The following is a 24646-nucleotide window of genomic DNA, read 5'->3' on the forward strand; positions in this document are numbered from 1 at the left end:
GCGTCAACCTTCTCCGGCAGTTCGTGCTTCTCCCGCAGTGTGTGCTCGTCGCTGTAGCGGCGGGGCGCGCCTATCCAAACCATCTTGAGCGGTCGCTCAAATAGTCGTACCCTCCGTTTGAGCGAACGCTTAAATCGGGGAGATCAGCATGGTCGACGTCGACGAAACGACAGCACCCACCGCACAACGGACCGCTGCCCACTGGACCCTGGCCGGCTTGATCACGCTCTTCGGGCTGGTCGTCTTCATCGTGGTGGTCCGGCAGGGCCGCGCCGACAGCGCCGTGCTCTTCGTGGCACTGCCGGTGCTGCTGGCCGCCGCCCTCGCCCTCACCCCCCGCCGGACGGCCCACGGCAGGGTCTTCGGCGCCACCACTGTGGCCCTGTTGCTCGCGGCGGTGGCGCTGCACGAGGGAGCGGTCTGCGTCATCCTGGCCGCCCCGCTTGTGTACGCCGTGGCCCACGGCAGCACAGCGCTGATCCGTGCCCTGCGGGAGGCCAACCGGCCGTACGCCATCGTGGCCGTACCACTGCTGCTCCTGCCTGGTCTGGAGGGCAGCGGCATCGCTCCCCGGGTCGATCCGGAGCAGACGGTGGAGGTGACCCGTGTCGTCGAGCTGCCCGTCGACCGGGTGGCGGAGCTTCTCGCCGCCGGCCCCCGACCGACCGCCGTCCGTTCCGCACCGCTGCGGCTGCTGGGCGTCCCCACGCCCGGGCAGGTCAGCGGCGACGGGCTCGACCTCGGCGACAGGTGGATGTTCGGCTACCACGGCAGCGCGCACGGGCCGGGCGGCCACCTGCTCGCCGAGGTCGAGGACGTCGCACCGGGGCGGGTCGGCTTCCGCTTCGTCGCGGACAGCTCCATCACCGCGCGCTGGTTCACCTGGCGGCACGCGGAGCTGACCTGGCAGGCGATGGGTCCCGGGCGCACCGAGGTGACGATCCAGGTCGACTACGCGCGGGGCCTCGACCCGTCCTGGTACTTCGGCCCGATCCAGCAGGTGCTGCTCGGCGCCGGGGTCGGGCACCTGCTCGACATGCTGGCGTTGGAATGACAGTCGCCCGCTGGCTGAGCCTCGTGCTGCCGCTCCTCGCTGTGCTCGCCGTCGGCGTCCGAGAGCGGGACCACGCCTCCCGTGCTGCGGCGCTGCTGGCGTTCGTGACCGCCGGGATCGGCATCGCCGCGCTGCACGAGGTCGCCCGCCTGGCCGGCTGGTACGCGTTCACGCCTGTCGACGGCGCCTACCGGGGCATGCCCGTGGACTTGTGGATCGGCTGGGCCGCCCTCTGGGGCCCTCTGCCGGTGCTGTTGCGCCGGGTGCTGCCCCTGCCGGTCGCCCTCGGTCTGCTGCTCTGGGTGGACGCGGTGGCGATGCCGGCGCTGGACCCGCTGGTCCGCCTCGGCCCACACTGGCTCGTCGGAGAGGTGGTCGGGCTGCTCCTCGTAGCCATGCCCGCCCAACTGCTCGGCCGGTTCTGCGCGGACCGCCGGCACCTCGGCGTGCGAACGCTGCTCCAGGTGGGAGTCTTCACCGTCCTGCTGCTCTGGTTGCTGCCCACCCTGGCCTTCGAGCTCGGCGACGGGTCGTGGGCCGGGCTGACCGGGCTGAACCACACCGGGCTGCTCGTGGTGGCGCAGTTGGCCCTGCTGGCGGCCACACCGGCGCTGGCCGCCGTCGCGGAGTTCGCAGTGCGGGGCGGCGGTACGCCGTACCCGTGGGATCCGCCGCGTCGTCTGGTCACCACCGGCCCGTACGCCTACCTGGCCAACCCGATGCAGCTCGCCGCGGTGGTGTTGCTGCTGTGCACCGCCGCGCTCACCCGGAGCGTCGCCCTGGCCCTGGCTGCCGTGTCGGCCGGAGCCTTCGGAGCGGCGGTGGCCGGGCCACACGAGCGACACGACCTACGGGCACGGTACGGCGACTCGTGGGTCTCGTACCGGCGGCAGGTCCGCGACTGGTGGCCTCGCTGGCGGCCGTACACCTCCGGACCGCCTGCGGTGCTCTGGCTGGACGACGACTGCGGACCTTGCGCGGCGATCTGGCGGATGGTGGCCCGGCGGCACCCGGTGGGGCTGCGGATCCGCCCGGCCCGGGAACACCAGCGCGTGCTGTGGCGGGCCGAGTACGTGGGCGGCGACGGTCATGCGGAACGGGGGGTGGCCGCCGTCGCCCGCGGACTCGAACACGTCCACCTCGGCTGGGCTGTGGTCGGCTGGACCCTGCGACTGCCCGGGGTCACCTGGCTGGCCCAACTGGTCACCGATGCGATGATCGCACCGCCGCACCCGGCCCGCCCGCGAGGAGAGCCATGTCCGACACCAAGCAACGCCTCCTTGAAGGCGCCATCACCGCCATCCGCGAACACGGCATCGCCGGCGTCTCCGCCCGCACCATCGCCGCCGCCGCCGGAGTGAACCAGGCCCTGGTCTTCTACCACTACGGCACGGTGGACGACCTGCTCGCGGCGGCCTGCCGGGACGCCACCGCCAAGCGGGTCGAGCACTGGTCGGCACGTCTGGCCTCGGCCGGGTCGCTGCGCGATCTGCTCGCCGTCGGGCGTGCTCTGCACGAGGAGGAGCGCCAGCTCGGCAACGTCAGCTTCCTGGCACAGATGTTGGCGGGGGCACAGGCGGACCAACGAATGGCCGCACCCACGGCCGGTGCGCTCCAACTCTGGGTGGACGAGATCGAGGTCGTCCTGCGCAGGCTGCTCGCCGGGTCACCGTTCGCCGAGGTCGCCGACGTACCCGGCCTGGCCCGTGCGGTCTCGGCCGCGTTCATCGGCCTGGAACTCTACGACGGGGTGGACCGGGCCGGCGCCGATCAGGCGATGGCCGCGCTCGACCAGCTCGCGCTGCTCCTGGAGATCGTGGACGACCTCGGGCCGATCGCCCGCCGGGCCCTCCAGGCCAAGGTCAGCCGGGCGACACGGCGGACCTGATCGGCACTCAGGCGGCGGCGAGGATCTCGTCGCCGATGACGGTGAGCTGGTCGGCGCCGACCTCGACGGCCGCCATGTAGTGGCGTAGCCAGGAACGCAGCCCGTCCGGAGTGCCGGTGGCGAACGCGCCGGCCGCACCGACGTACTCGGGCTCCCGCTCCCGATGGCCGACATCGACGGCGAGCAGGCCGCGCGGGTCGAGGCCGCTGGCGAGCAGCACCAGCCGGGCGGCCCCCCGGGCCACCACGCCTGACGGCCCGGCGAACGGACGCAGGTTCAGCAACTCCCCGTGTACGACAGCGGCGAGCACAAGTGGGGAGACAGTCGTGCCGCCAGCGACAAGCCCGGCCAGCCCGTCCAGCCGGGTGGCGACCACCGGATCGGTCACCGGGCGACCCAGCTCGGCCTCGGGCACGATGTCGCGGGCGGCGAGTACGTGCAGCTTCGCGAGAGCCTGCCGAGGTGCCTTCGGCCAGAGTTCGCTCAGGCCCGGCAACGCCCCGGCGACCCGCAGCGCCCCCTGAAGCACCGGGTCGGTGACCGTCCCGGCCCGGACCTCCTCGCGCCCGTGGACGGCCCCCTCAAGGGCGGCGCTTGCCACCGCGCTGCGGAGGCTGACCTCGGCGGCGACCTGCCCACCGTTACGGCGCAGCGCACGGTGGCCGAGCGCCTTGTCGAACCGCTCGCGGGCCCGCTCGACGGCGGCGGCGATGTCGGCGAGCGCGAGCAGGGGCGCGAGCGGGTCGGTGGTCACCCCGCCACGCTAGCGACCCGGCCCGGCCGTCGGAGCCGCACCCGCCCGCAACGCGACATGCGCCATCCGTCCCGCGGAGGTGGGGCATCGGGTGCGGTCGCCGTCGGGCGCGCGGCAGGGGCCGCTCGGCGCGACGCAACGGGTAGCGCTCGCCGGTCGGGGGTCCCGCGACTAACCTCGTGCCCATCGAGACGCAGGTCACCCCGAGGACGAGGAGTCACGGCATGAGCGAGGCATTGGCAAATCTGCTGAACGAGACGCGCCAGTTTCCTCCGCCGGCCGAACTCGCCGCGCACGCCAACGTCACAGTCGACGCGTACGCCGAGGCGGAGAGCGACCGGCTCGCCTTCTGGGCGAAGCAGGCCGACCGTCTGGCCTGGTCGAAGAAGTGGGACGAGGTGCTCGACTGGTCCAACCCGCCGTTCGCGAAGTGGTTCGTCGGTGGGCAGCTCAACGTGGCGTACAACTGCTTGGACCGGCATGTCGAGGCGGGCCGGGGCGACAAGGTGGCGATCCACTGGGAGGGCGAGCCGGGCGACACCCGGACCCTCACCTACGCCGACCTGCACGAGCTGACCTGTCAGGCGGCGAACGCGCTCACCGACCTGGGGGTCACCGCCGGTGACCGGGTGGCGATCTACCTGCCGATGATTCCGGAGGCGGCGGTCGCCATGCTGGCCTGTGCCCGGATCGGCGCGGCGCACAGCGTGGTCTTCGGTGGCTTCTCCGCCGACTCGTTGAGCAACCGGATCCAGGACGCCAGCGCCAAGGTGGTGATCACCGCGGATGGTGGTTACCGGCGGGGCAAGCCGTCGGCGTTGAAGCCGACGGTGGACGAGGCGGTGGCGAACTGCCCGTCGATCGAGCACGTGCTTGTGGTCCGCCGCACCGGCGAGGACGTGGCCTGGACGGCGAAGGACCACTGGTGGCACGAGACGGTGGAGTCGGCGTCGGCCGAGCACACCGCGCAGCCGTTCGACGCCGAGCACCCGCTGTTCATCCTCTACACCAGCGGCACCACGGCCCGGCCGAAGGGCATCCTGCACACCACCGGCGGCTACCTCACGCAGGCGTCGTACACCACGCACGCGGTCTTCGACCTGAAGCCGGAGACGGACGTCTACTGGTGCACCGCCGACATCGGCTGGGTGACCGGCCACTCCTACATCGTGTACGGCCCGCTCTCCAACGGCGCCACCCAGGTGATGTACGAGGGCACCCCGGACACCCCGCACAAGGGCCGGTTCTGGGAGATCATCGACAAGTACGGGGTGAGCATCCTCTACACCGCCCCGACCCTGATCCGGACGATGATGAAGTGGGGCGACGACATCCCGGCCGGCTTCGACCTGTCGTCGCTGCGGCTGCTGGGCAGCGTCGGCGAGCCGATCAACCCCGAGGCCTGGATGTGGTACAGGCAGCACGTCGGCCGGGGTGAGCTGCCTGTCGTGGACACCTGGTGGCAGACCGAGACGGGCGCCATCATGATCTCCCCGCTGCCGGGGGTGACCGCGGCCAAGCCGGGTTCGGCGATGACCCCGCTGCCGGGCATCGTGGCCGACGTGGTGGACGACCAGGGCCAGCCGGTGCCGAACGGCGGTGGCGGCTATCTGGTGCTGCGGGAGCCGTGGCCGTCGATGCTGCGCACCATCTGGGGTGACGACAACCGGTTCATCGAGACGTACTGGTCGCGGTTCGAGGGCATGTACTTCGCCGGTGACGGGGCGAAGAAGGACGACGACGGGCACATCTGGCTGCTTGGCCGGGTGGACGACGTGATGCTGGTGTCCGGGCACAACATCTCCACCACCGAGGTGGAGTCGGCGCTGGTGTCGCACCCGTCGGTGGCCGAGGCGGCGGTGGTCGGCGCGACCGACCCGACGACCGGGCAGGCGATCGTCGCGTTCGCCATTCCGCGCGGCAGCACCGACATCGCCGGGGAGGCCGGTGAGCAGCTCATCGCGGACCTGCGCAACCACGTGTCGAAGACCCTCGGCCCGATCGCCAAGCCGCGCCAGATCATGCTGGTGCCGGAGCTGCCGAAGACCCGCTCGGGCAAGATCATGCGCCGGTTGCTGCGGGACGTGGCCGAGAACCGGTCGCTCGGCGACGTGACCACGTTGCAGGACTCGTCGGTGATGGACCTGATCTCCTCGGGGATGAGCGGCACCAAGTCCGACGAGGACTGACGGCAGGCGTACACATCGGAGGGTGGCGGTCCGTGCGGACCGCCACCCTCCGTCATTTCTTACGGGTACGACGCAGGGCATCTCACCTGCGTCACATCGGTCGGTCGGCTGAGCTGGGAGCGGCTGAACGGACACAGGCGGTGGGTGACCTCTGTCCTTTCGGCCGGTTGTGCCTTAGGTTCACGCGAGTTGGGGCAGTTCGACGCTCATCACTTCGATGATCGACGACGCCCAGCGTCCTCACTCCCCGTGCCCGAGAAACGGAGCGGCATGAACCACAAACCGCAGTCCGGGGCGCGACGACGACTCCTCGTCGCGTTACCCGCCATCGCCCTCGTGGCCTCGTCACTGACCGTGACCGGCAGCGCGGCGGCCCAGTCGCCGTCCGGCGTTCCCGAGGCGGTGATCGGGGCCGACGAGCACTACATCAACTACGCCGAGCCCGAGGTGCAGACGGACACCACCGGCCGCGAGGTCAAGGGCAAGGGTGGTGTCTACGCCCCCGGTGTCGACGCCGCGCGTGCGTTTGATCAGAAGCACGCCCGGGGCAACCCGGTGGCCGCCCGCCAGTTGGCCAAGATCGAAGCCAAGTCGATCAAGACGGGCAAGAACCCCCGGAAGATCAAGAAGGCGCCCACCACCCAGACGGCGAAGCTGCTGACGCTGCTTGTGGAGTTCAACGACCAGGCGAACGACGACTTCACAAGCGTGATGGTCCCCGAGACGGTGTTCGAGGACCGCACCTGCGTTCCCGGCACCGTCCAGAACGGCCCGAAGCACAACAACATCCCGAACCCGGCGACCCTGCCGCACGAGGACAACAACTCGATGTGGGTGCCGGACTTCTCGCCGTCGCACTACGACAAGATGCTGTACAGCAAGAAGGGCATCACCGAGCGGGTCCGCAAGGACCTGAAGGGCCCGGACGGCAAGCGCGGCATCGACCTCTCCGGCCGCACCATGCACAACATGTACCTGGAGATGTCCAAGAACGCGTACACGGTCGCCGGGCAGGCCAGCCCGTGGATCACCGTGCCGCACTCGGAGGGCTGGTACGCCGCCAACCGCTGCTTCCAGGACGAGACCGGCGCCTGGGTCCCCGGCCGTGAGCAGTCGATGAACGGCCACCCGGACAACCCGGCCGGCGCGGGACGACTGGCGACCGACGCCATCGACGCGCTCGCCGCGCAGGTCCCCAACTTCCCGTGGGCCGACTACGACATCGAGGACCAGGCCGACCGGGACGGTGACGGCAACCTCTTCGAGCCGGACGGCGTGATCGACCACCTCGTGCTCGTGCACGCCGGGCAGGGCAAGTCGCGCGGCGGCGGTGCCGAGGGCGTGTACGCCGTCTGGGCGCACTCCTCCACCGTCACCGGCGGCTACACCGTCCCGGGCACCAACCTGAAGGTGTCGAACTACATCGTGCAGCCCGAGGACGCCGGCGTCGGCGTCTTCGCGCACGAGTTCGGCCACGACCTCGGCCTGCCGGACCTGTACGACACGTCCGGCAACGCCGACTCCGACGTGGACTTCTGGGACCTGATGGCCTCCGGTTCGCACTCGGGTGAGATCTTCCAGGCGCTGCCCACGCACATGGGCATCTGGGACAAGTGGGTGCTCGGCTGGGCCGACCCGCTCACCGTGACGCCCGGCTCGCGCCCGCGCACGGTGGAGGTCGGGCAGACCTCACGTACGCCCGTGCGCACCGAGGACGGCATCAAGGTCGACCTGCCGGACAAGGTGACCACGCTGGCGACCCCGCACAGCGGCACGAAGATGTGGCACAGCAACAACGACCAGGAGTGGGCCGACGTCAAGCTCAGCCGCTCGGTCGACGTGCCGGCGGCCGCCGACGCGAAGTTCTGGATGTGGAACAACTACATCATCGAGCAGGACTGGGACTACGGCTTCGTCGAGTTGTCCACCGACGGCGGCACGACCTGGGCCGAGCAGAAGGTCTACAACGAGGCCGGCGTCGCTGTCACCACGCCCGACGGCTATCCCGACCCGAACGGCCGGATGAACGACTTCGGCGGCAAGAAGTACGGCCTGACCGGCAGCACCGACGGCTGGCGGCACGACTACGTGGACCTGTCCGCGTACGCCGGCACCACTGTGCAGGTGCGGCTGCGGCTGGCCACCGACGAGGCGTTCGAGGAGCGCAACTGGTTCGTCGACGACTTCTCGGTCGCCGGCGGCGGCGCCACCACGTGGAGTGACGACGTCGAGGGCGGCGACAACGGCTGGACCGCCACCGGCGGCACCTTCGTCGACACCACCGGCGCCGGCTGGAAGGTCAGCACCGGCACCGAGGTGCACGCACAGTACTACCTGGCCGAGTGGCGCAACTTCGACGGCTTCGACGAGGGCCTGAAGTACACCTACGACACGATCTACTCGCACGAGTCGTGGAAGGTCGACCGGATCGCGTACAACGCGCCGGGCATGCTTGTGTGGTACCGGGACACCGCGCTCGGCGACGTCAACCACGTCACCGGGCAGATGACGGCGCTGCCCAGCTACGGCGCGAAGGGCGGGCTGCTCATCGTCGACTCGCACTTCGACCCGTACCGGCGCACCGGCGAGGCGGCGGTGAAGGACCCATCGGTGACGGACAACCTGCCCAGCCGTCCGCAGTCGTCGAACGCGGCGTTCTCGTTGAAGCCGACGTACCCCTTCACGGAGTGCCTGGAGGCGGCGGACGAGCCGTACAGCGCGTACTGCACGAAGTTCAAGGCGCTGCCGCCGGTGAAGGGCTTCACCGACGCCAAGGGCTGGTACCCGGGCATCGAGATGCGCGACGGTGCCGCGTACGCGCGGGACAACGACGCCTCGGTGGTGCTCCCGTCACGGGGCAATGCGCCGTACACCACACGGGTCACCTACCCGGACGGCCGACCGGCGCCGGAGTTCTACGGCGTGACGCTTGGCGGCGGTGCGATCGTGCTGGGCACCGGCAACCCCGGGGACCAGGGCGTGAACTACGGCGTCTCGCTCACCATCAAGAAGGCCGCGCGGGACAACACGTCAGCCACGATCCACGTCACCTCGGCGAGGCAGTGACGGTTTCGCGTAACTGACAGCAGCGGTATCGGTGGGGCCGGTGGCGGGAACGCCGCCGGCCCCACTGTCGTACCACCGAGCACACTTATCGAAATGCATCGCTATATGCGCTCGCGCCGAATCGACCCTGCTCAACGCCCAGATGAGGCGCAGCAGTGTGACGGTGAAAAGCGTTCTCAACAAAATCTTGCAACAAATCGACGCGTTCGTCTTCCCACCCGACGCAGCAGTGTCTATGTTCACCATTGGTCCCACTAGTGGGATCGTCGATCTATCGCCGGCCTGTACCCCCGTTGGGCCGGTTCCCTCACACCGGAGGTACCACGTGCGCAAAGTCGCAGTGGGTCTGCTCGGGCTCTCACTGACGGCGACGGGCCTGGCTTTCGGCCCGTCCGCCTCGGCGGCGCCTCAGCCCAAACTGCCGGCAGCCTCGACCGCCGCCGAACCGCAGCTACTCAAGGACGAACTCCCCGACAAGCTCGAATCCAAGCGCCGTGCACTGCGTGAGCAGGGCCTCAGCGACGTGCTGAGCGGTCGCAGCAAGCCGATTCAGCGCAACGGCAGCACGGTCGTCAAGGTCGGAAAGGTCGGCAAGGCGGGCACCAATCCCAACGCCCGCTCCACCGCCGCCGCGCAGCCGACCCAGGACCAGTACGTCGAGCTCCAGCGCGAGCGGACCGACAAGATCTTCGTGATCCTTGCCGAGTTCGGCAACCAGCGGCACCCGTCCTACCCGGACAAGGACCTCAACCCGAACATCGCCGGGCCGGCGACCTTCGAAGGGCCGCTGCACAACCAGATCCCGCAGCCCAACCGGGCCGTGGACAACTCCACCATTTGGCAGCCGGACTTCAGCCCGGACCACTTCCGCCAGATCTACTTCGGCACCAACCCCGGTGACGAGTCGCTGAAGCAGTACTACGAGGCCCAGTCCTCCGGCCGCTACACGGTCGAGGGCCAGGTCACCGACTGGGTCAAGGTCCCGTACAACGAGGCCCGCTACGGTCGCTCCGACGACCCGAAGGCCGACAGCGACCCGACCGGCGACCCCGCCGTCTGCGGCGACAGCGTCTGCTCGAACACCTGGGCCCTGATCCGCGACGCCGCCAACCAGTGGGTCGCCGACCAGAAGGCCAAGGGCCGGACGGACAGCCAGATCGCCGAGGAGATGCGCTCCTACGACCAGTGGGACCGGTTCGACTACGACAGTGACGGCGACTTCAACGAGTCGGACGGCTACATCGACCACTTCCAGATCGTCCACTCCGGCGGCGACCAGGCCGACGGTGACCCGCAGCAGGGTGAGGACGCGATCTGGAGCCACCGCTGGTCGGCGTTCAACAGCTCGCCGGTCGGCCCGCCGAACTTCCCGATCGGTGGCACCCAGATCGGCAACACCGGCGTCTGGATCCGCGACTACACGATCCAGCCGGAAAACGGTGGCCGCAGCGTCTTCTACCACGAGTACGGCCACGACCTGGGCCTGCCGGACGACTACGGACCGGCCGACAACAACAACGAGCACTGGACCCTGATGGCCCAGAGCCGGCTCGGCGCCAAGAACGACGCCGGCATCGGCGACCGTGGCGGCGACCTCGGTGCGTGGAACAAGCTCCAGCTCGGCTGGCTCGACTACGAGGTGGTCGTGGCGGGGCAGAAGCGCACCCTGGAACTCGGCCCGCAGGAATACAACTCGCCAAAGGCGCAGGCTGTCGTGGTGGTGCTGCCCGACCGGGAGTACACGTTCAACTACGGCGCACCGTTCGAAGGCTCCAAGCAGTACTTCTCCGGTAACGACGACGACCTCAACCAGACCATGACGAGGACGTTCGACCTCACCGGCAAGACCTCGGCGGCGATGTCGCTCAAGGGCAAGTACAGCATCGAGGAGAACTACGACTTCCTCTACTTCGAGGCCTCGACGGACGGCGGTCAGACCTGGACCGACCTGGACGGCACTGTCAACGGCCAGCCGATCGGCGTGGACAACGCCAACCGTCCGGCCCTCGACGGCACCAGCAACGGCGCCTGGGCGGACATCAACATCCCGCTCAACTCGCTCGCCGGCAAGGTCGCGCAGATCCGCCTGCACTACGTCACCGACGGTGGCGTCGCCGAGGGCGGCTTCTTCGGTGACGCGATCACCGTGACCGCGGACGGTGCGACGGTGTTCAGCGACGGTGCCGAGACCGCGAACGCGGGTTGGGCCCTGAGCGGTTGGGAGGTGGTCGGGGCCACCTACACCCGGCTGTTCGACAACTACTACATCGCTGGCAACCGGTCGTACGTCTCGTACGACAAGTACCTGAAGACGGGTCCGTACTTCTTCGGGTACGCGAACACCCGCCCGGACTACGTGGACCACTACGCGTACCAGGAGGGCCTGCTCATCTCGTACTGGAACACCCGTTGGAACGACAACAACACCGCACCGGTGTCGCCGACGAACCCGGGCGGTCACCCGGGTGAGGGCCGGAACCTGTACATCGACGCGCACCCGCGCCCGATCTACAACCTGACCGGTGCCCCCTGGCGTGCTCGCGTCCAGGTGTACGACGCACCGTTCAGCCTCAAGAAGGCCGACTCGTTCACGCTGCGCCTCAACAGCCAGGCGCAGTACATCCGCGGCCAGGATGCGGAGCCGCTGTTCGACGACACCCAGCAGTACTTCTACGAGGAGCTGCCGAACCACGGCGTCAAGCTCCCCGCAGTCGGTGTCAAGATCAGGGTTCAGGAGCAGGACGGCACTTCGATGAAGATCCGTATCTCCTAGTTCCTCAGCAGTAGACGGCGGCGCCCGGGGCTTCCCCGGGCGCCGCTGCCGTTTCCGGCACCGACGGGCCGACCACGCCTGGGCTGCGCTCTTAGCGGGAACCAGGCGGCCCCGAGCAGCGTCGAAGAGGCGTGCCGACAACCATCCGCGCCCTGGTCCTGCTTCTTCCACTGCTGACGGTTGTCGCGTGCGCCAGCCCCGGAGACGGCGGCACGCCACCCGAGGACCGACCCGTCCCGTCCGCCACCCCACCCGCGCCGAGCGCGGCCGCGATGCCGCCGCTCGACCCACCCAGCCCGGCACCACCGGCCGTCACCGCCGCTCCGACCCGACCGCCGCTGTCCGCCACCGAGCCGCCCACGATGCCTCCACCCGCCGTCAAACCGAGCCCACCAAGCGACCTGCGGCAGACCGACCTGGTCAGCGGCACCGTCACCCGGGGCGGCACCGGGCCCTGCTACGGCCTCGTCAGCGAGGACGGAATCGAGTACGCCCTGCACGGCCCGGACGCCGGCGAACTACGGACCGGAAGCTTCGTCACGCTGCGGCTCGGCCCGGCGCGAGCGCGCATCGCCTGCGGCCCGGGCCTCGCGAGAACCATCGTGTCCCGGTGAGCCGTCGCACGGCTACGGGCTGAGCAGCGGCCACGACGGACGGGCCCGGACCGCGCGCTGTGCCAGGGCACCTAGGCTGGGTGCATGACCGACCAGCGCGGCGATGCCGTCGACGAGTCCTGTGTCCTCACCGAGGGGCCATGGACGCACCGCTTCGTCGGCGCCAACGGCAGCCGTTTCCACGTGGTCGAGGCCGGCACCGGCCCGATGGTGCTGTTCCTGCACGGCTTCCCCGAGCACTGGTGGGCCTGGCACCAGATGCTTCCCGCGATCGCCGACGCCGGCTTCCGGGCGGTCGCCGTCGACCTGCGGGGCTACGGCGCCAGCGACAAACCACCCAGGGGGTACGACGGCTACACGCTCGCCGCCGACATCGCCGGGCTGATCCGCGCGCTCGGTGAACGCTCGGCGACGGTCGTCGGCAGTGGCGTCGGCGGCATGGTCGCCTGGACGGTGGCCTCGTTCCACCCGTCCCTGGTCCGCCGGCTTGTGGTGTTGGGGGCGCCGCACCCGCTGCGGCTGCGCGCCGGCATCTTCGCCGACCCGCGTGGCCAGTTCGCCGCCTCCACCCCCGCGTTGAAGTTCCAACTCCCCCGCTACGAGCACGTGCTGACCCGGGACGGCGCGGCGGCCGTCGGAGAGATCCTGCGCCGCTGGGGCGGGCCACGTTGGGTGAACGGGCCAGACTTCGAGGCGTACGCCGAGCGGTGCCAGGAGGCGATGCGCATCCCGCAGGCCGCGTTCTGCGCGTTGGAGGGATACCGCTGGGCGTTCCGTTCGCTGCTGCGGCTGCACGGCTACCGGTTCGTCCGCCTGATGCAGAAGCCCCTGGTCACGCCGACCCTGCAACTGCACGGCGCGCGGGACGTCGCCGCCCTGCCGCGCACCGCCCTCGGTTCCGGCCGGTACGTCGTCGCACCGTACGAGTGGCGGCTGCTCGACGGGGTGGGGCACTTTCCGCACCTGGAGGCCCCGGATCTGGTGCTCGGCGAGATCCTTCGCTGGGCGAAGTCCTGAACGGTCAGACCCGCTGCTCCCGCAGGTCGGTGACCTCGGCGGCCGGCGCCCAGCCCTGGTAGACACCGAAGTCGAAGACCTCAAGCCGCATCGCCTCGGCCACCGGCCACCGACCGCCGGTGTACTCCACGCGCAGCCAGGCGTCGTGCTCACCGAGCACGATGAACGGCTGCCCCTGCCACGTGCAGGTGGTCCGCACGTACGCCAGGTCCTCGATCTCGCTCGCCGGCATTACCCGCACGTACCGCCCGGGCCGGATCTCCTCGAAGCCCTCGGCCGGCTCCGGCTGGTACAGCCGGATGTCGTCGCCGTCCGGGCTGGCCTGGTATTCCCGGCCCCGCCACCGGGCCACGTAGCCGTCGCGCATCACGCCTCCCCGACCCGTCGCCACACCACCGCGTCCGTGTCGAGCACCGCTACCACGCGCTCGGTGCCGTCCCCGCCGATCCGCCAGAGCTGCGCGCCGTGCGGGAGCCGCACACTGTCCACCTTGAACTCCGCCACCACGTCGCTGCTCTCACCCGGGGCGAAGCCGTTGCCGCGAAAAGGCGGACGCTCGATGACCCAGCCCTCCATGGCACGCATCGCCGCCTCGTTCTGCCCCCCGTACGGGATCCGGTAGAGGCTCGGCCGGTGCGCCGGCCAGCGCAGCACGTAGATCTCCTCGGCGTCCCGTATGAACGGCGATTCCGGATAGCTGAGACCGAGCGCGTCGTGCAACTGGGCCGGCGTGGTCAGGTGGGCCAATTCCCCCGCGCGGTGCACGAAGCCGGAGACCCGGTCGTACCCGCGCTCCAGGTAGTACGCGAGCTGGCTCGGCGCGATCGCCTTCTGCATCACTGTCGGTCGGGTCGGGTCGACCGCCACCGGGGCGTACCGGGGCCGGGCGGCGGGTTCCTCGACCGCTGCCGGCTCCTGGGGATCCACCTCGAGGTCGTCGCCGAGCCCCACCTCGGCAGCCCAGTTGGCAAGCGCGACGATCTGCTCGCCGGGCAGCTTGGCACCGACCGGAGTGCCCGGGTTGACGGCGAACGACCAGTCCTCGTCCGGCCAGCGCCGGATCAGTTGGGCGAACTTCACCCGTACCGTGTCGACGTCGCCCTCGGCGTGGTCGGCGAGGCGCTCCGGCGAGGTGTAGACCACTACGTACGTCTCGCTGTCGAGCTGCGCCGTGCGCCAGACGAATCCCGGGTCACCGGGCCGGCTGCCACGCGGCGAGTCCGGCGCCGCCGGCAGCAGGACCCGGGCCAGCAACAGGGTGGACAGGAACGTGTCAGTGCTGCCGGCACCGGCCGCGTTGAGCAGGTCCTCCTCGACCGTGTTGGCCGGCTCGAACTCCACAGGCGTGGGCGTGTCGGCTGGCGGGCGTTGCCCGTCCACGACCCCGTGCTCTGGGCCGTCGGCGGTGTCCACGTCGGGGCGGCCCGTCTCCGGGCCGCCGTCCACCAGATGTCGGTAAGGCTTCGCACCGACGTCCGCACCACCGATCCGGTCCGCACCGTCCACGTCAACCGGGGGTACGCCGTGGTCGGCGCGATCGTCAGCGACGGGGGCACCGACGCCCTCGTCCGCGCGCAAGCCACCCAGGTCAGCATCAGCCGAGCCGCCCCCGGCAGCCTGGCCCGTGTCCACCGAGCCACCCCCGGCACCATGGCCGGTGTCTGCCGGCGCGAACAGGGCCGGGCCGGTGGCCGCGGGCTCGAACAGGCCCGTGTCGGACGACGCGGTACGGAACGACGGCGGCGCGTCGAACAAGGAAGGTTCGGAAGCGGGCGGGTCGACAGGGGGCCGGTCGGTAGCAGGCACTCCGAACAGGGCCGAGGTGGCGGGCGGTGCCGGGTCGGTGGCGGACGGAGCCGGATCCCGGGCGGGCGGGTCGAACAATGGTGGGGCGGGGGCCGGGTCGGGCCGTCGGGGCGCCTCGACCGGTGCTTCGGCCTCGGTGTCGTCGGTGAGATCGCGGGACTCGACGATGGTGCCCTCAATGACGATGGGCGTGAAGCCGCGGCGCGAACCGAGTGGCCCGGAGACCGGCTCCGCGACTGTTGGCGGCAACTCCTCGGCCGGCTCGAACCGTCGCGGATCGACCGGCCAGCCGCGCGGGATCGCCTGCGTCTCGTCCGCCGAGGGAGCGGGTCGGGCCAGCGGAGGCTCACCTGCGGTGGCCGGACCGGGCACCCGGAAAGCGCGGGTGGGCTCCTGAGCCAGCGGATCGGGCCGACGTGGCGGCAGAGGCTGTGTGGCCTCCTCGTTCGGCGCGGGCGCTCGTACCCCTCGGGGTGCCCCCAGGTCGCCGGCCGACGGCCGTGGCGGCCGGGCGGTGTTCGGCTGGGGCATCGGGAAGGCCCGGGTGGCGTCGTCGTCGGCGGGGCGGCGGCGCGGGAAGGGCTGGCTGCCGCGGCTGAACCGGGACGGCGGCGCCGCGCGGTCGCCGGAGCGGACGTCACCGGAGGTGGGGCCGGACGGCCGGCCACGACCCGATGTCGGCTCGAAGAAGGAGCGCCGGCTGTCTTGGGCGCTGCCGTTCGCGGCAGCCGGCCCGTCGGCGTCGGGCGCCGGTCGGCTCGCGGGCGGCCAGGCTCGACCGGGGGCAGAGGCGTCGGTTGGGACGGCCACGGGTTGGTCGGGAGGAGTCAACGCCGCGTACCGGGACGCGCCGGGTACGGAGACCTCACCGTGCCGGGCGGGCCGGGGCGGATCAGTCGGGTGCCGCTGACCGGCGTTGGGCATGTCGTCCACGCCGGATCGCCGCGACAGCTCGCCCTGGCCGGGTGTGCGGGTCGGCGCGCCCGGTGCCGTCGGCCCGCCGCTCGGAGGCAGCGCGCCCGTCTGCGCGGACCGCCCTGGCAGGGTTATCGTCGGCTCCGCTCCGGTAGGCGCCGGCCCGGTGGCGGGTGCCGCGTCCCGGCCGGTCGCGCCTGCTCGGGTGCGGGCCAGGGTCTCGGCCCGTTCCAGTCGGGCACGGGCACCCATGGCGCGGCCGGGCAGCCGCACATCCCCCCGGGAGAGCTGCGAGACGAACCAGGCCGGCAGGTAGCCCTCGACAGGCAAGCCCGGGTTGACCGCGAGCCACCACTCGTGGTTGGGCCACCCCAGGGCGAGGTCGGTGAACGGGATGCGCCGGGTGCTGCCGGCGTGCTCGCCGAGGCAGGCGCGCAGCGCGGCGGCGGAGGTGAAGGCCAGCACGTGGGTCCGGCCACCCGTGGTCCAGGTGCCCCAGCCGGAGGGCGCTTGACCGGGCAGCGCCGGCGCGGACACCGGCAACAGCAGATCGGTGCGGGACAGGAGGCGGAAGTAGAGCTCCTGATCGTTGGCGCGCAGCGCGTCCCGCATCGCCACCTCGGCCTCCGTGGCCGGCTCCCATTCGGTCACGGCCACCTCTCCTTCCGAGAACAGGCCACAGGTATCGCGTACAACCTACAAGGTGGTATCAAGATCACAATGGCTGGCCGGCGGCGGCCCGCCGGGGTGTCGGCGAGGCGATAACATCCCGTTCCGTAACCGACACGATACGGAGGCCGTCGATGTCGCGGTCGATTGCGCGCCCGGTTCTGGCCGGTCTGTCGGTCGCCCTGCTGACCGGCACGACCCTTCCGCCCGCCGCCGCCGACGCCGCCGCCCGGGAGGTGCCGGCCTGCGCGAGCCCACTCGCGCCCGTCCGGCCGGTCGCGGCCAGACCCTGGCCCCAGCAGCGGTACGACACCGCACGGCTCGCGCCGCTCACGAGCGGCGACGGGGTGACTGTCGCGGTGGTCGACTCCGGGGTTGATCGGGTGCACGCTCAACTGGCCGGGCGGGTGCTGGCCGGCACCGATCTGCTCGACCCCGGCGGAGACGGCGGGCGGGACTGCGCCGGCCACGGCACCGGCGTGGCGAGCATCATCGCGGCGACCTCCCGACCCGGCATCGCCTTTCACGGTCTCGCCCCGGGTGCCCGGATCCTGCCGGTACGGGTGAGTGAGCAGCAGGTGGTGCAGGGGCGGGAATCGGGACGTACGGTGAGCGCCGACGAGTTCGCCCGCGCGATCCGGTGGGCCGTCGACCACGACGCCGACGTGGTGAACCTCTCCGTGGTGCTGTACGTCGACGACCCGCAGGTCCGCTCCGCCGTGCGGTATGCGGTCGACCGGGACGTGGTGCTGGTGGCCGCCGCCGGCAACCTGCACGACAGCGGCGACCCGCGCCCGTTCCCCGCCGCGTACGACGGGGTGCTCGGCGTTGGTGCGATCGGGGCGGACGGCACACGTGCGGCCTTCTCCCAGATCGGCGCATACGTCGACCTCGTCGCACCGGGCAGTGACGTGCTGGTGGCCGCGCCCGGCCAGGGCCACCAGCGAGTCGAGGGCACCAGTTACGCGGTGCCGTTCGTGGCCGCCACCGCGGCGCTGCTGCGGTCGTACCGGCCCGAGTTGACCGCCGCTCAGGTGGTGGAGCGGATCGTCGCGACGGCCGATCCGGCACCCGGTTCGGGAGACAGTGGCGGGTACGGCGCCGGCGTGCTGAACCCCTACCGGGCGGTCACCGAGACCGGCGGCGGCCGGGATGTAGCCCCTCGGCCTGTTGCCGCGCTCGCCGACGACCGGGCCGACCCGGCGTCGCTCGCCCGCCAGGCTCGCCGGGCCACGGCCCGGGACCGGGCCCTGGGGGTCGGCATGGTGATCGGCGCGACGGCCGTCGCCGTGGTGCTGCTCGCTCTGGTGCTGCCCCGAGGGGCACGCCGGCGTTGGCGTCCAGCCGACCCGGCCTGACCCCGGCACGGCACGCTCCCGAACCGAGCGCTCCGGCACTGCCTGCCCCGGCACTGAACGCTCCAGCACTGCCTGCCCCGGCATCTCGCCGGGCCGCTTGCGGATGAGGCGCGGCCGGGGCGCTGACCTGGGCACGGTCAGCGCTCCCGGCCCGCCGGGTTCACTGGAACAGCCCGGTGTTCTTCTTCTCGGTGTCCAGATAGTCGGCGGCGGAGTCGTCCACCGCCAACTTGATGGCACGCAGCATTGCCTGCAGGTCCTGCGAGGCGGACCGCCAGCGCGCCTGGCGCTGCTCGTACGCCTGTTGGGCCCCGCCCGTCCAGCTCGCCACCAGCGGGGCGGCGTCCCGTTCGAGCTGACCGAGCTGCGAGTCGAGCGTGTTCAGCGCCTTTTGGATGTCCGCGCCGGCCTGTTGCAGCGCGGCGAAATTGACGACAAGCACACCATTGTCCATCGGAGCTCCCTCCCGAGCGGTCAGAGCGGCAGTTGGATGCCGCCGCGGTTGGTGCCGGCCACCCGGCTGGCCGCCTCGTCGTCCGAGACGTCGTACTGCCGGCCGGCGGTGCGGATGGCCCCGGCGGTTTCCCGCAGCGCCCGGTGCAGCGCCGCCTGATCCTGCGACCACTGCTGCTTGACCTGCTCGAAGGACCGCCCACCGGCGCCACGCCACGCCTGTTGCAACACCTCCAGCTCGGCCAGCAAGCCGGTGAGCATGGACTGCAACGACTGGTCCGCCTGCTCGAACTTCGCGGCGGTCTGCTGCATCACCGCTGCTTCTGCCTGGGTCTGAGACACCCGGACGTCACCTCGTCTCCTCGGTCGTTTTCTGGCCGTCGGCGCGCTCACCGTAGGGGCGCACCGCTCGCGTGGCCCGGTCGATGAGCACTGTGGACACGGGTCAGCGATGAACTTCGTGGCTGACGGTAGCGGTCCGATTGCGCTTCTGCTACCCCGTGCCTCTCCCCTGTGGACAACCACGGCAGCCATCGGTCGCTTACGATGTGCCGCAGCCACGTCGCGGCGTGTGACGGGTCGCCGCGCGACCCATGCCGCATCGACAGCTGTCCACACTGGTCGAGGAGGCACGGTGCCGGCGATCACCACCGGGGGGCCCCAGCCGGCGGTTCCGCTCGGCTCCAACCGGCGCACGACCGCTGACGCCCTTGCCGCCGGTCCACCCGCGAACACAGCGGCGGGCACGCACCCCAGCACCGGGCCAGGCACGACTGCCCGGCAGAGCACGACCGCCGGGCCGGGCACGCGCGAGGGCATCGGCCAGCGCGACGCGCTCGGGTCGTCAATCGCCCGCTGGGTCGGGGCCGGGCAGCGCCCGGATGGTGGGATGCGCGCCGGCCAACTGGTCGCCGGGCAGGTCGCCGTAGCGCTCGTCCTCGCCGCTCTGGGCCGGGGGATGCCTGTCGTCGTCGCGGCCCTGCTGGCGGCGGTGCTGCTGGTGGTGGTCGCCTGCGTCCGGGTTCGGGGCCGGTGGCTCTTCGAGTGGCTGGGCACGGCCGGCGGGCACCTGACCCGTCGCCGCGCACTGACCGGGCAGGCCGGCCCCGCCGAGCTGCTCGATCTGGTCGCCCCGGGTGCGGTGATCCGCTCGACGGAGCTGTCCGACGGGCCGGCGGCGGTTCTGGAGGACACCGGCGGCATGGTGGTGGTGTTGGTGCTTGGTGACCCCGGGGACCTGCTCGGTGACGCGGCCCGGGCGATCCCCGCACCGGCCGCGCTGCTGCCCCCGCCGGGTCCGGACGCCCCGCCCCTGCGGATCCAACTGCTGCTCTCCGGAACGCCGGCACCCGTGCCGGCGGCGGGCGGCACTGTCGGTACGTCGTACCGGCAGCTCACCGACGGCCGGCTCGCCGGGCGGGAACGGGCGGTGCTGGCGGTCCGGGTTCTGCGGGTGGACGGCTGGTCGGATGAGGACCTGCGCCGGGTGCTCGCCGGCACAGTGCGCCGGATCGTCCGCCGGCTCGGGGCGCTGACCGCCCGGCCGCTCGGCGTGCCCGCTGCGCTGCGCGTCCTGGGCGAACTGGCCCACCACGACGGCCATCCGGTGCGGGAGTCCTGGCCGGCGCTCCGGTCCGGCGCGTTGGTGCAGGCCACGTTCCGACTGGTCCGCTGGCCGGAGGCCAGCGGTGCGGGTGCGCGGCGGCTGGTGCCCCGACTCCTCGCGTTGCCGGCGACCGCTACCACTGTGTCACTCTGCGCCGGCCCGGTCGGCGGCGTCGGTGCGGCGCCGACCGAGCTGACGGTGCGCCTGGCGGCCGGGACGCCGGCCGAGCTGACCGTGGCCGCCGAGGCGCTGGACCGCCTGGTGACCGGCCTGGGCGGTGGCCTGCGACGGCTCGACGGCGCGCATCTGACCGGGCTGGCCCGCACGCTGCCGCTGGCGCTTACCGCCGCCGGAGCCCAGGCGCTGGCCGGCACGCTGCCGTTGCCGCTTACCGCCGCCGGGGCGCAGCCGAGGTCCACGCCTGACGACTGGGAGTTGACACTGGGCGGGGCCGGGATGATGGTCGGCACGAATCGGCACGGCGGTGCGGTCACCGTGCGACTGTTCCGGCCGGAGAGCACCCGCGTGCTGCTTGTGGGTGGGGTGCGTGCCGCCCAACTGGTGGCGCTGCGGGCGATGGCGCTGGGCGCGCTGGTAGTGGTGCAGACGGCGCGACCGCGTGCCTGGGAGCCGTTCGTGCGGGGGGTGGGCGCCCCGGGCGGGACGATCCCGCTGATCCCGCCGGGTCGGCCGGTCGCCGACGGGGTGGGCACGGCACTGCGGCCGTTGCTGCATGTGGTCGACGCCGGTCCGGTGTCGGCGGAGGCCGAGCCGGGCCAGCGGTGGCGGGCGACCCTCGTGGTGCGCGACGAGCTGACCCCTGCGGATGTGGACACGTTGAGCCGCGCCGACCTGGCGGTGCTGCAACCGCTGCACGCGACGGAGGCCGCGCTTGCCGGTGCGGCGTTGGGGCTGGGCGGGTCGGCCGACTGGCTCACCCGGATCCGGGACGACATGGTGGCCGTGGTCAACCGTCGCGCCCTGCGCTGGGCGCTGCTGCGTCCCACCACGATCGAGGCACAGCTGATCGGCCCGCCAGCGCGGGTGTGACACCGCCCGGATGGTCAACTGGCGGGTTACGCCGGTGGTTGGTCCGTGGCACGATCCCCGCCATGGGTTTTCTGAAAGGGTTGTTGATTCGGCTGGCCACGACGGCGCTGGCCTTCTGGTTGGCCACATTGCTCATTCCGGGCATCGACCTGGATTCGAGCTCCACCACCGAGACGGTCACCACGCTGCTTCTGGTGGCGGCGATCTTCGGTGTGGTCAACGCGGTGCTCCAGCCGATCATCAAGACCGTCGGCTGCGGCTTCTATCTGCTCACTCTGGGCCTCATCGCGCTTGTGGTGAACGGGCTGCTGTTCCTGCTCACCAGCTGGATCGCCGACCAGGCCGGGTTGCCGTTCTCGGTGGACGGCTTCTGGCCGGCGGCCGTACTCGGCGCCCTGTTCGTGAGCATCGTGACCTGGATCCTCGGCGCCGTCCTCGACCGGGACTGACCGACGACCGACCACCACCGACCACCACCGACCCGTGCCGCCCGGCTCCCCGACGGAGCCGGGCGGTTCGCTGACCAGACTCCGGGAATTGGTCGGCGCGGGAGCCGGCCGGGTCGGTTAGCGTCGCCGACGTGTTCTCTCTGACCCGCAGCGACGGCCACCTGATCAGCACCGACCCCGCCCGGCTCGACCTTGACCTGGTCCACCACTGGCTGTCCACCGACGCCTACTGGGCGCTGGGCCGGGATCGGGAGACTGTCGAGCGGGCGTTCGCCGGGTCGGTGCCGTTCGGCGTCTACCGGCCCGAGGACGGCCGCCAGGTGGCGGTGGCCCGGGTGGTCACCGACGGCGCCACCTTCGCCTGGCTCTGCGACGTGTACGTCGACCGCGACGCCCGGGGTATCGGGCTGGGCGGTTGGCTGGCCGGCGCGGTCCGCGACCACCTGGCCGAGCTGGGCGTACGCCGGATCCTGCTGTCCACCAAAGACGCGCACGAGGTGTACGCGCGGGTGGGCTTCACGCCGCTGGACGCTCCCGAGCGGTGGATGCAGCTCGACAGGCGTCCGCCGGTGACCCAGGTCACGGGAAAGGAACAAGGCGACGCTTCACCCCTTACGGTGGAGGCGTGACGCCTCTCCGCCTGGGATACCTCTACGGCTTCGGCGCGTACCTCATCTGGGGTTTCTTCCCGCTCTACCTCAAGCTGCTGCGGCCCGCCGGCCCGCTGGAGATCCTCGCCCACCGGATCGTCTGGTCGGTGGTCTTCGTGGCGCTGCTGCTGGGCGCGCTGCGCAACGTCGGCTTCCTGCGTGCGCTGCTGCGCCGGCCGTGGGCGATGGCCGGGATCGTCGTCGCCGCCGCGCTGATCGCGGTCAACTGGGGCACCTACATCTACGGGGTCAACTCCGGGCGGGTGGTGGAGACGGCGCTCGGCTACTTCATCAACCCGCTCGTGGTGGTGCTGCTCGGCGTCACTGTGCTGCGGGAGCGGCTGCGCCCGCTGCAGTGGGTGGCGTTGGGCATCAGTGGGTCGGCCGTCGTCGTGCTCACCGTGGACTATGGCCACCTACCCTGGCTGGCCCTGACCCTGGCCTTCAGCTTCGCCGGCTATGGCCTGGTCAAGAAGCGGCTCGGGCTGCCCGCCGCCGAGGGGCTCTTCGTCGAGTCGGCGGTGCTGGCGCTGCCCGCGCTCGGCTACCTGGCCTGGCTGACCCGGCGCGCCGAGCTGACCTTCGGGCACGTCTCGGCCGGGCACACCGCGCTGCTGGTGCTGGCCGGCGCGGCCACCGCGATCCCACTGCTGCTCTTCGCCGGTGCGGCCAACCGGTTGCCGTTGACCGGCCTCGGCATGATCCAGTATGTGGCGCCGATCCTCCAGCTCGGCTGCGGTGTGCTGATCTTCCACGAGCCGATGCCACCGGCACGCCTCGCCGGGTTCGCGCTCGTCTGGCTCGCACTCGCCGTCTTCACCGCCGACGCCGTCCGACACGCCCGCCACAACCGGGCCCGCACCCGCGCCGCCGCCGTCGAGGTGCCCGTCCTCACGACCTGACCGGCGAGGTCAGGGGACCGCGTAGGTGAGCAGAGGCGTCCCGTCGGCGCGCTGGAGTTCGACGCTCACCAGTTCGGCGTCCGTGAAGCGGGTCATGCCTGTGAACTGGAGGTCGTCACCCGGAGCGGCGAGCCAGGAGCCGATCTGCTCGCTGGCGCCGTTGGGGCCGCGCGCCACAAGCCGGAACGGGTACGCCTTGCCGTAGCTGGTCCGCGCGTCGTACCCGCAGTGCATTGTCACCTCGGTGCCCCACCTGCTGCGGATCAGCCCGATCTCGGCGTGCACCGGCCCGGTGGAGGCCACCGGCCGCATGGCGACCATCGACACCTGCGGGCCGGGACGGGTGGCCTGTGCACCAGGTGGCGCGGCCGGACGGGGCAGCACGGCGGCTGTGCCGACGCCTACCACCAGGGCCAGCGCGGCGGCGGCGAGCCCGGTCAGCGCGTACCGCCGACGTGTCGCGGCCCGCTCGTGGCGGCGCCGGACGCGGGCCTCCTCCAGCAACGCGGGCACCCGGGGCGGTGCCGGCGGCGGCAGGAACTGCTCCAACCCCGCCGGGTCGAGCCGGCCGAGCAGCCCCGGCAGGACGGCGATCTCGGCGACCGCGTCCCGGCAGGACCCGCAACCACCGAGGTGCCGCTCGTACGCGACCCGCTCGGCGGGGGCGAGGGCGCCCAGCACGTACGCGCCATCGTCGTGCGCGAACTCGCACTGCGTCATCCCGTCACCCCCATCTCGGCCAGGACCAACCGTAGTGAGCGCAGCGCGTAGTGGGTGCGCGACTTCACGGTGCCCGGTGGCACCCCCAACCGGGACGCCGCCTCGGCCACCGACCGTCCCTGGTAGAAGCACTCGACGAGCACTTCCCGGTGGGTCGGGGTGAGCCGGTTCAACGCCTCGGCGACAGTCCACGCCTCCACCGCGCGTTCGGCCTCGTCGACGGCGTCCGGCGGCTCGGGCAGCTCGTCGGTGAAGACCTCGCCGACCCGGGTGGACCGGCGCCGCCAGGCGTCGATGGCCAGGTTGCGGGCGGTCGTGAACAGCCAGGCGCGTACGGAGCCGCGTCGTGGATCGAGGGACTCGGGGTGCCGCCAGGCCCGCAGCAGCGTCTCCTGCACCAGGTCCTCGGCCCGCTGCCGGTCGCCGTTGACGAGCCGCAGGGCGTGCGCGTAGAGCGCCTCCGCGTGCTCGTCGTGCAGCGCCCGGAGCAGTTGGGCGTCGTGGTCGCTGATGGCGGTCTCCTCATTCCGGCGCGGGTCCGGCGGTGCGTCCGCTCGGGAATACGTGCCGTCACGCCGATCGGTTCAGCCCGAGGTCAGACGGTTGCGTGACAGCTCGTGCCGCAGAGGTGTTCACGTCTGGTTCACGCGGCTGCCGACGACAGCTCACCGCGCCCTCCTAGCGTCCGGCAGGTACGCCCCCCGACGACTGAT

General features: G+C 71.6%; 20 protein-coding genes. 13 read left to right on the plus strand and 7 right to left on the minus strand.

Annotated elements, in window-relative coordinates; genetic code table 11:
• Nucleotides 1–148 precede the first annotated feature (148 nt).
• Genes ACFY2Q_RS01315 through ACFY2Q_RS01325 form a run of 3 tightly spaced genes read left to right on the plus strand, consistent with a single transcriptional unit; the run spans nt 149 to nt 2942 of the window.
• The gene (locus tag ACFY2Q_RS01315; protein ID WP_387126405.1) at nt 149–1054 is read left to right on the plus strand and encodes a hypothetical protein; all 906 of its coding nucleotides are present in this window, start codon (nt 149–151) and stop codon (nt 1052–1054) included.
• Nucleotides 1051–2415: a methyltransferase gene (locus ACFY2Q_RS01320; protein WP_387126407.1), complete on the plus strand. Its 1365-nt coding sequence runs from the start codon at nt 1051–1053 to the stop codon at nt 2413–2415. Before ACFY2Q_RS01315 ends, ACFY2Q_RS01320 begins: the two co-directional genes overlap by 4 nt.
• Nucleotides 2310–2942: a TetR/AcrR family transcriptional regulator gene (locus ACFY2Q_RS01325; RefSeq protein ID WP_387126409.1), complete on the plus strand. Its 633-nt coding sequence runs from the start codon at nt 2310–2312 to the stop codon at nt 2940–2942. The genes ACFY2Q_RS01320 and ACFY2Q_RS01325 overlap by 106 nt, the downstream gene beginning before the upstream one ends.
• A gap of 7 nt (nt 2943–2949) precedes the next feature.
• On the opposite strand, the gene ACFY2Q_RS01330 is transcribed toward ACFY2Q_RS01325, so the two are convergent.
• Entirely contained in the window at nt 2950–3696 is a 747-nt protein-coding gene (locus ACFY2Q_RS01330; RefSeq protein ID WP_387126411.1) for an oxidoreductase, read from the minus strand.
• Nucleotides 3697–3920: 224 nt separating this feature from the next.
• On the opposite strand from ACFY2Q_RS01330, the gene acs reads away from it, so the two are divergent.
• The 5 genes from acs (at nt 3921) to ACFY2Q_RS01355 (ending at nt 13355) form a co-directional block, all read left to right on the plus strand.
• Nucleotides 3921–5885, plus strand: a complete 1965-nt coding sequence (gene acs / locus ACFY2Q_RS01335; RefSeq protein WP_387126413.1) for an acetate--CoA ligase — start codon at nt 3921–3923, stop codon at nt 5883–5885.
• A 270-nt stretch (nt 5886–6155) separates the two neighbouring features.
• A complete protein-coding gene (locus ACFY2Q_RS01340) occupies nt 6156–8951 on the plus strand; it encodes an immune inhibitor A domain-containing protein (protein WP_387126415.1) in 2796 nt (931 codons plus the stop codon).
• Nucleotides 8952–9291: 340 nt separating this feature from the next.
• Nucleotides 9292–11724: an immune inhibitor A domain-containing protein gene (locus ACFY2Q_RS01345; RefSeq protein WP_387127540.1), complete on the plus strand. Its 2433-nt coding sequence runs from the start codon at nt 9292–9294 to the stop codon at nt 11722–11724.
• 131 nt (nt 11725–11855) lie between these two features.
• Nucleotides 11856–12338 (plus strand): hypothetical protein, encoded by a 483-nt coding sequence (locus ACFY2Q_RS01350; protein ID WP_387126417.1) that lies wholly within the window; start codon nt 11856–11858, stop codon nt 12336–12338.
• Nucleotides 12339–12422: 84 nt separating this feature from the next.
• The gene (locus ACFY2Q_RS01355; RefSeq protein ID WP_387126419.1) at nt 12423–13355 is read left to right on the plus strand and encodes an alpha/beta fold hydrolase; all 933 of its coding nucleotides are present in this window, start codon (nt 12423–12425) and stop codon (nt 13353–13355) included.
• Between the two features lie 4 nt (nt 13356–13359).
• Here the strand turns inward: ACFY2Q_RS01355 and ACFY2Q_RS01360 are convergent, their stop codons facing one another.
• Together ACFY2Q_RS01360 and ACFY2Q_RS01365 are read right to left on the minus strand one after the other, a co-directional pair.
• Nucleotides 13360–13725, minus strand: coding sequence for a hypothetical protein (locus ACFY2Q_RS01360; protein WP_387126421.1), 366 nt, complete (start codon nt 13723–13725; stop codon nt 13360–13362).
• The gene (locus ACFY2Q_RS01365; protein ID WP_387126424.1) at nt 13722–16727 is read right to left on the minus strand and encodes an SseB family protein; all 3006 of its coding nucleotides are present in this window, start codon (nt 16725–16727) and stop codon (nt 13722–13724) included. Before ACFY2Q_RS01365 ends, ACFY2Q_RS01360 begins: the two co-directional genes overlap by 4 nt.
• Nucleotides 16728–16879: 152 nt before the next feature.
• Here ACFY2Q_RS01365 and mycP point away from each other — a divergent pair, with 152 nt between their 5' ends.
• A complete protein-coding gene (gene mycP, locus ACFY2Q_RS01370; RefSeq protein ID WP_387126426.1) occupies nt 16880–18103 on the plus strand; it encodes a type VII secretion-associated serine protease mycosin in 1224 nt (407 codons plus the stop codon).
• Nucleotides 18104–18263: 160 nt separating this feature from the next.
• Here mycP and ACFY2Q_RS01375 read toward each other — a convergent pair whose 3' ends face one another.
• Together ACFY2Q_RS01375 and ACFY2Q_RS01380 are read right to left on the minus strand one after the other, a co-directional pair.
• Nucleotides 18264–18557, minus strand: coding sequence for a WXG100 family type VII secretion target (locus ACFY2Q_RS01375; RefSeq protein ID WP_387126428.1), 294 nt, complete (start codon nt 18555–18557; stop codon nt 18264–18266).
• Nucleotides 18558–18577: 20 nt separating this feature from the next.
• Nucleotides 18578–18898: a WXG100 family type VII secretion target gene (locus ACFY2Q_RS01380; protein WP_387126430.1), complete on the minus strand. Its 321-nt coding sequence runs from the start codon at nt 18896–18898 to the stop codon at nt 18578–18580.
• A gap of 547 nt (nt 18899–19445) precedes the next feature.
• Here ACFY2Q_RS01380 and eccE point away from each other — a divergent pair.
• The 4 genes from eccE to rarD all read left to right on the plus strand — a co-directional run bounded on the left by eccE (nt 19446) and on the right by rarD (nt 23213).
• Nucleotides 19446–21212, plus strand: a complete 1767-nt coding sequence (gene eccE, locus ACFY2Q_RS01385) for a type VII secretion protein EccE (RefSeq protein WP_387127542.1) — start codon at nt 19446–19448, stop codon at nt 21210–21212.
• A 62-nt stretch (nt 21213–21274) separates the two neighbouring features.
• Nucleotides 21275–21661 (plus strand): phage holin family protein, encoded by a 387-nt coding sequence (locus tag ACFY2Q_RS01390; protein ID WP_387126432.1) that lies wholly within the window; start codon nt 21275–21277, stop codon nt 21659–21661.
• A 131-nt stretch (nt 21662–21792) separates the two neighbouring features.
• Nucleotides 21793–22290, plus strand: a complete 498-nt coding sequence (locus tag ACFY2Q_RS01395; protein ID WP_387126434.1) for a GNAT family N-acetyltransferase — start codon at nt 21793–21795, stop codon at nt 22288–22290.
• A complete protein-coding gene (rarD, locus tag ACFY2Q_RS01400; RefSeq protein WP_387126436.1) occupies nt 22287–23213 on the plus strand; it encodes an EamA family transporter RarD in 927 nt (308 codons plus the stop codon). The genes ACFY2Q_RS01395 and rarD overlap by 4 nt, the downstream gene beginning before the upstream one ends.
• 9 nt (nt 23214–23222) lie before the next feature.
• Here the strand turns inward: rarD and ACFY2Q_RS01405 are convergent, their stop codons facing one another.
• Entirely contained in the window at nt 23223–23933 is a 711-nt protein-coding gene (locus ACFY2Q_RS01405; protein ID WP_387126438.1) for an anti-sigma factor family protein, read from the minus strand.
• A complete protein-coding gene (locus ACFY2Q_RS01410; protein ID WP_053652241.1) occupies nt 23930–24424 on the minus strand; it encodes a sigma-70 family RNA polymerase sigma factor in 495 nt (164 codons plus the stop codon). The genes ACFY2Q_RS01405 and ACFY2Q_RS01410 overlap by 4 nt, the downstream gene beginning before the upstream one ends.
• Nucleotides 24425–24646 lie beyond the last annotated feature (222 nt).

Origin of the sequence: Micromonospora sp. NPDC000316 (assembly GCF_042898885.1) — a bacterium.
In the GTDB taxonomy this organism is placed as follows: domain Bacteria; phylum Actinomycetota; class Actinomycetes; order Mycobacteriales; family Micromonosporaceae; genus Micromonospora.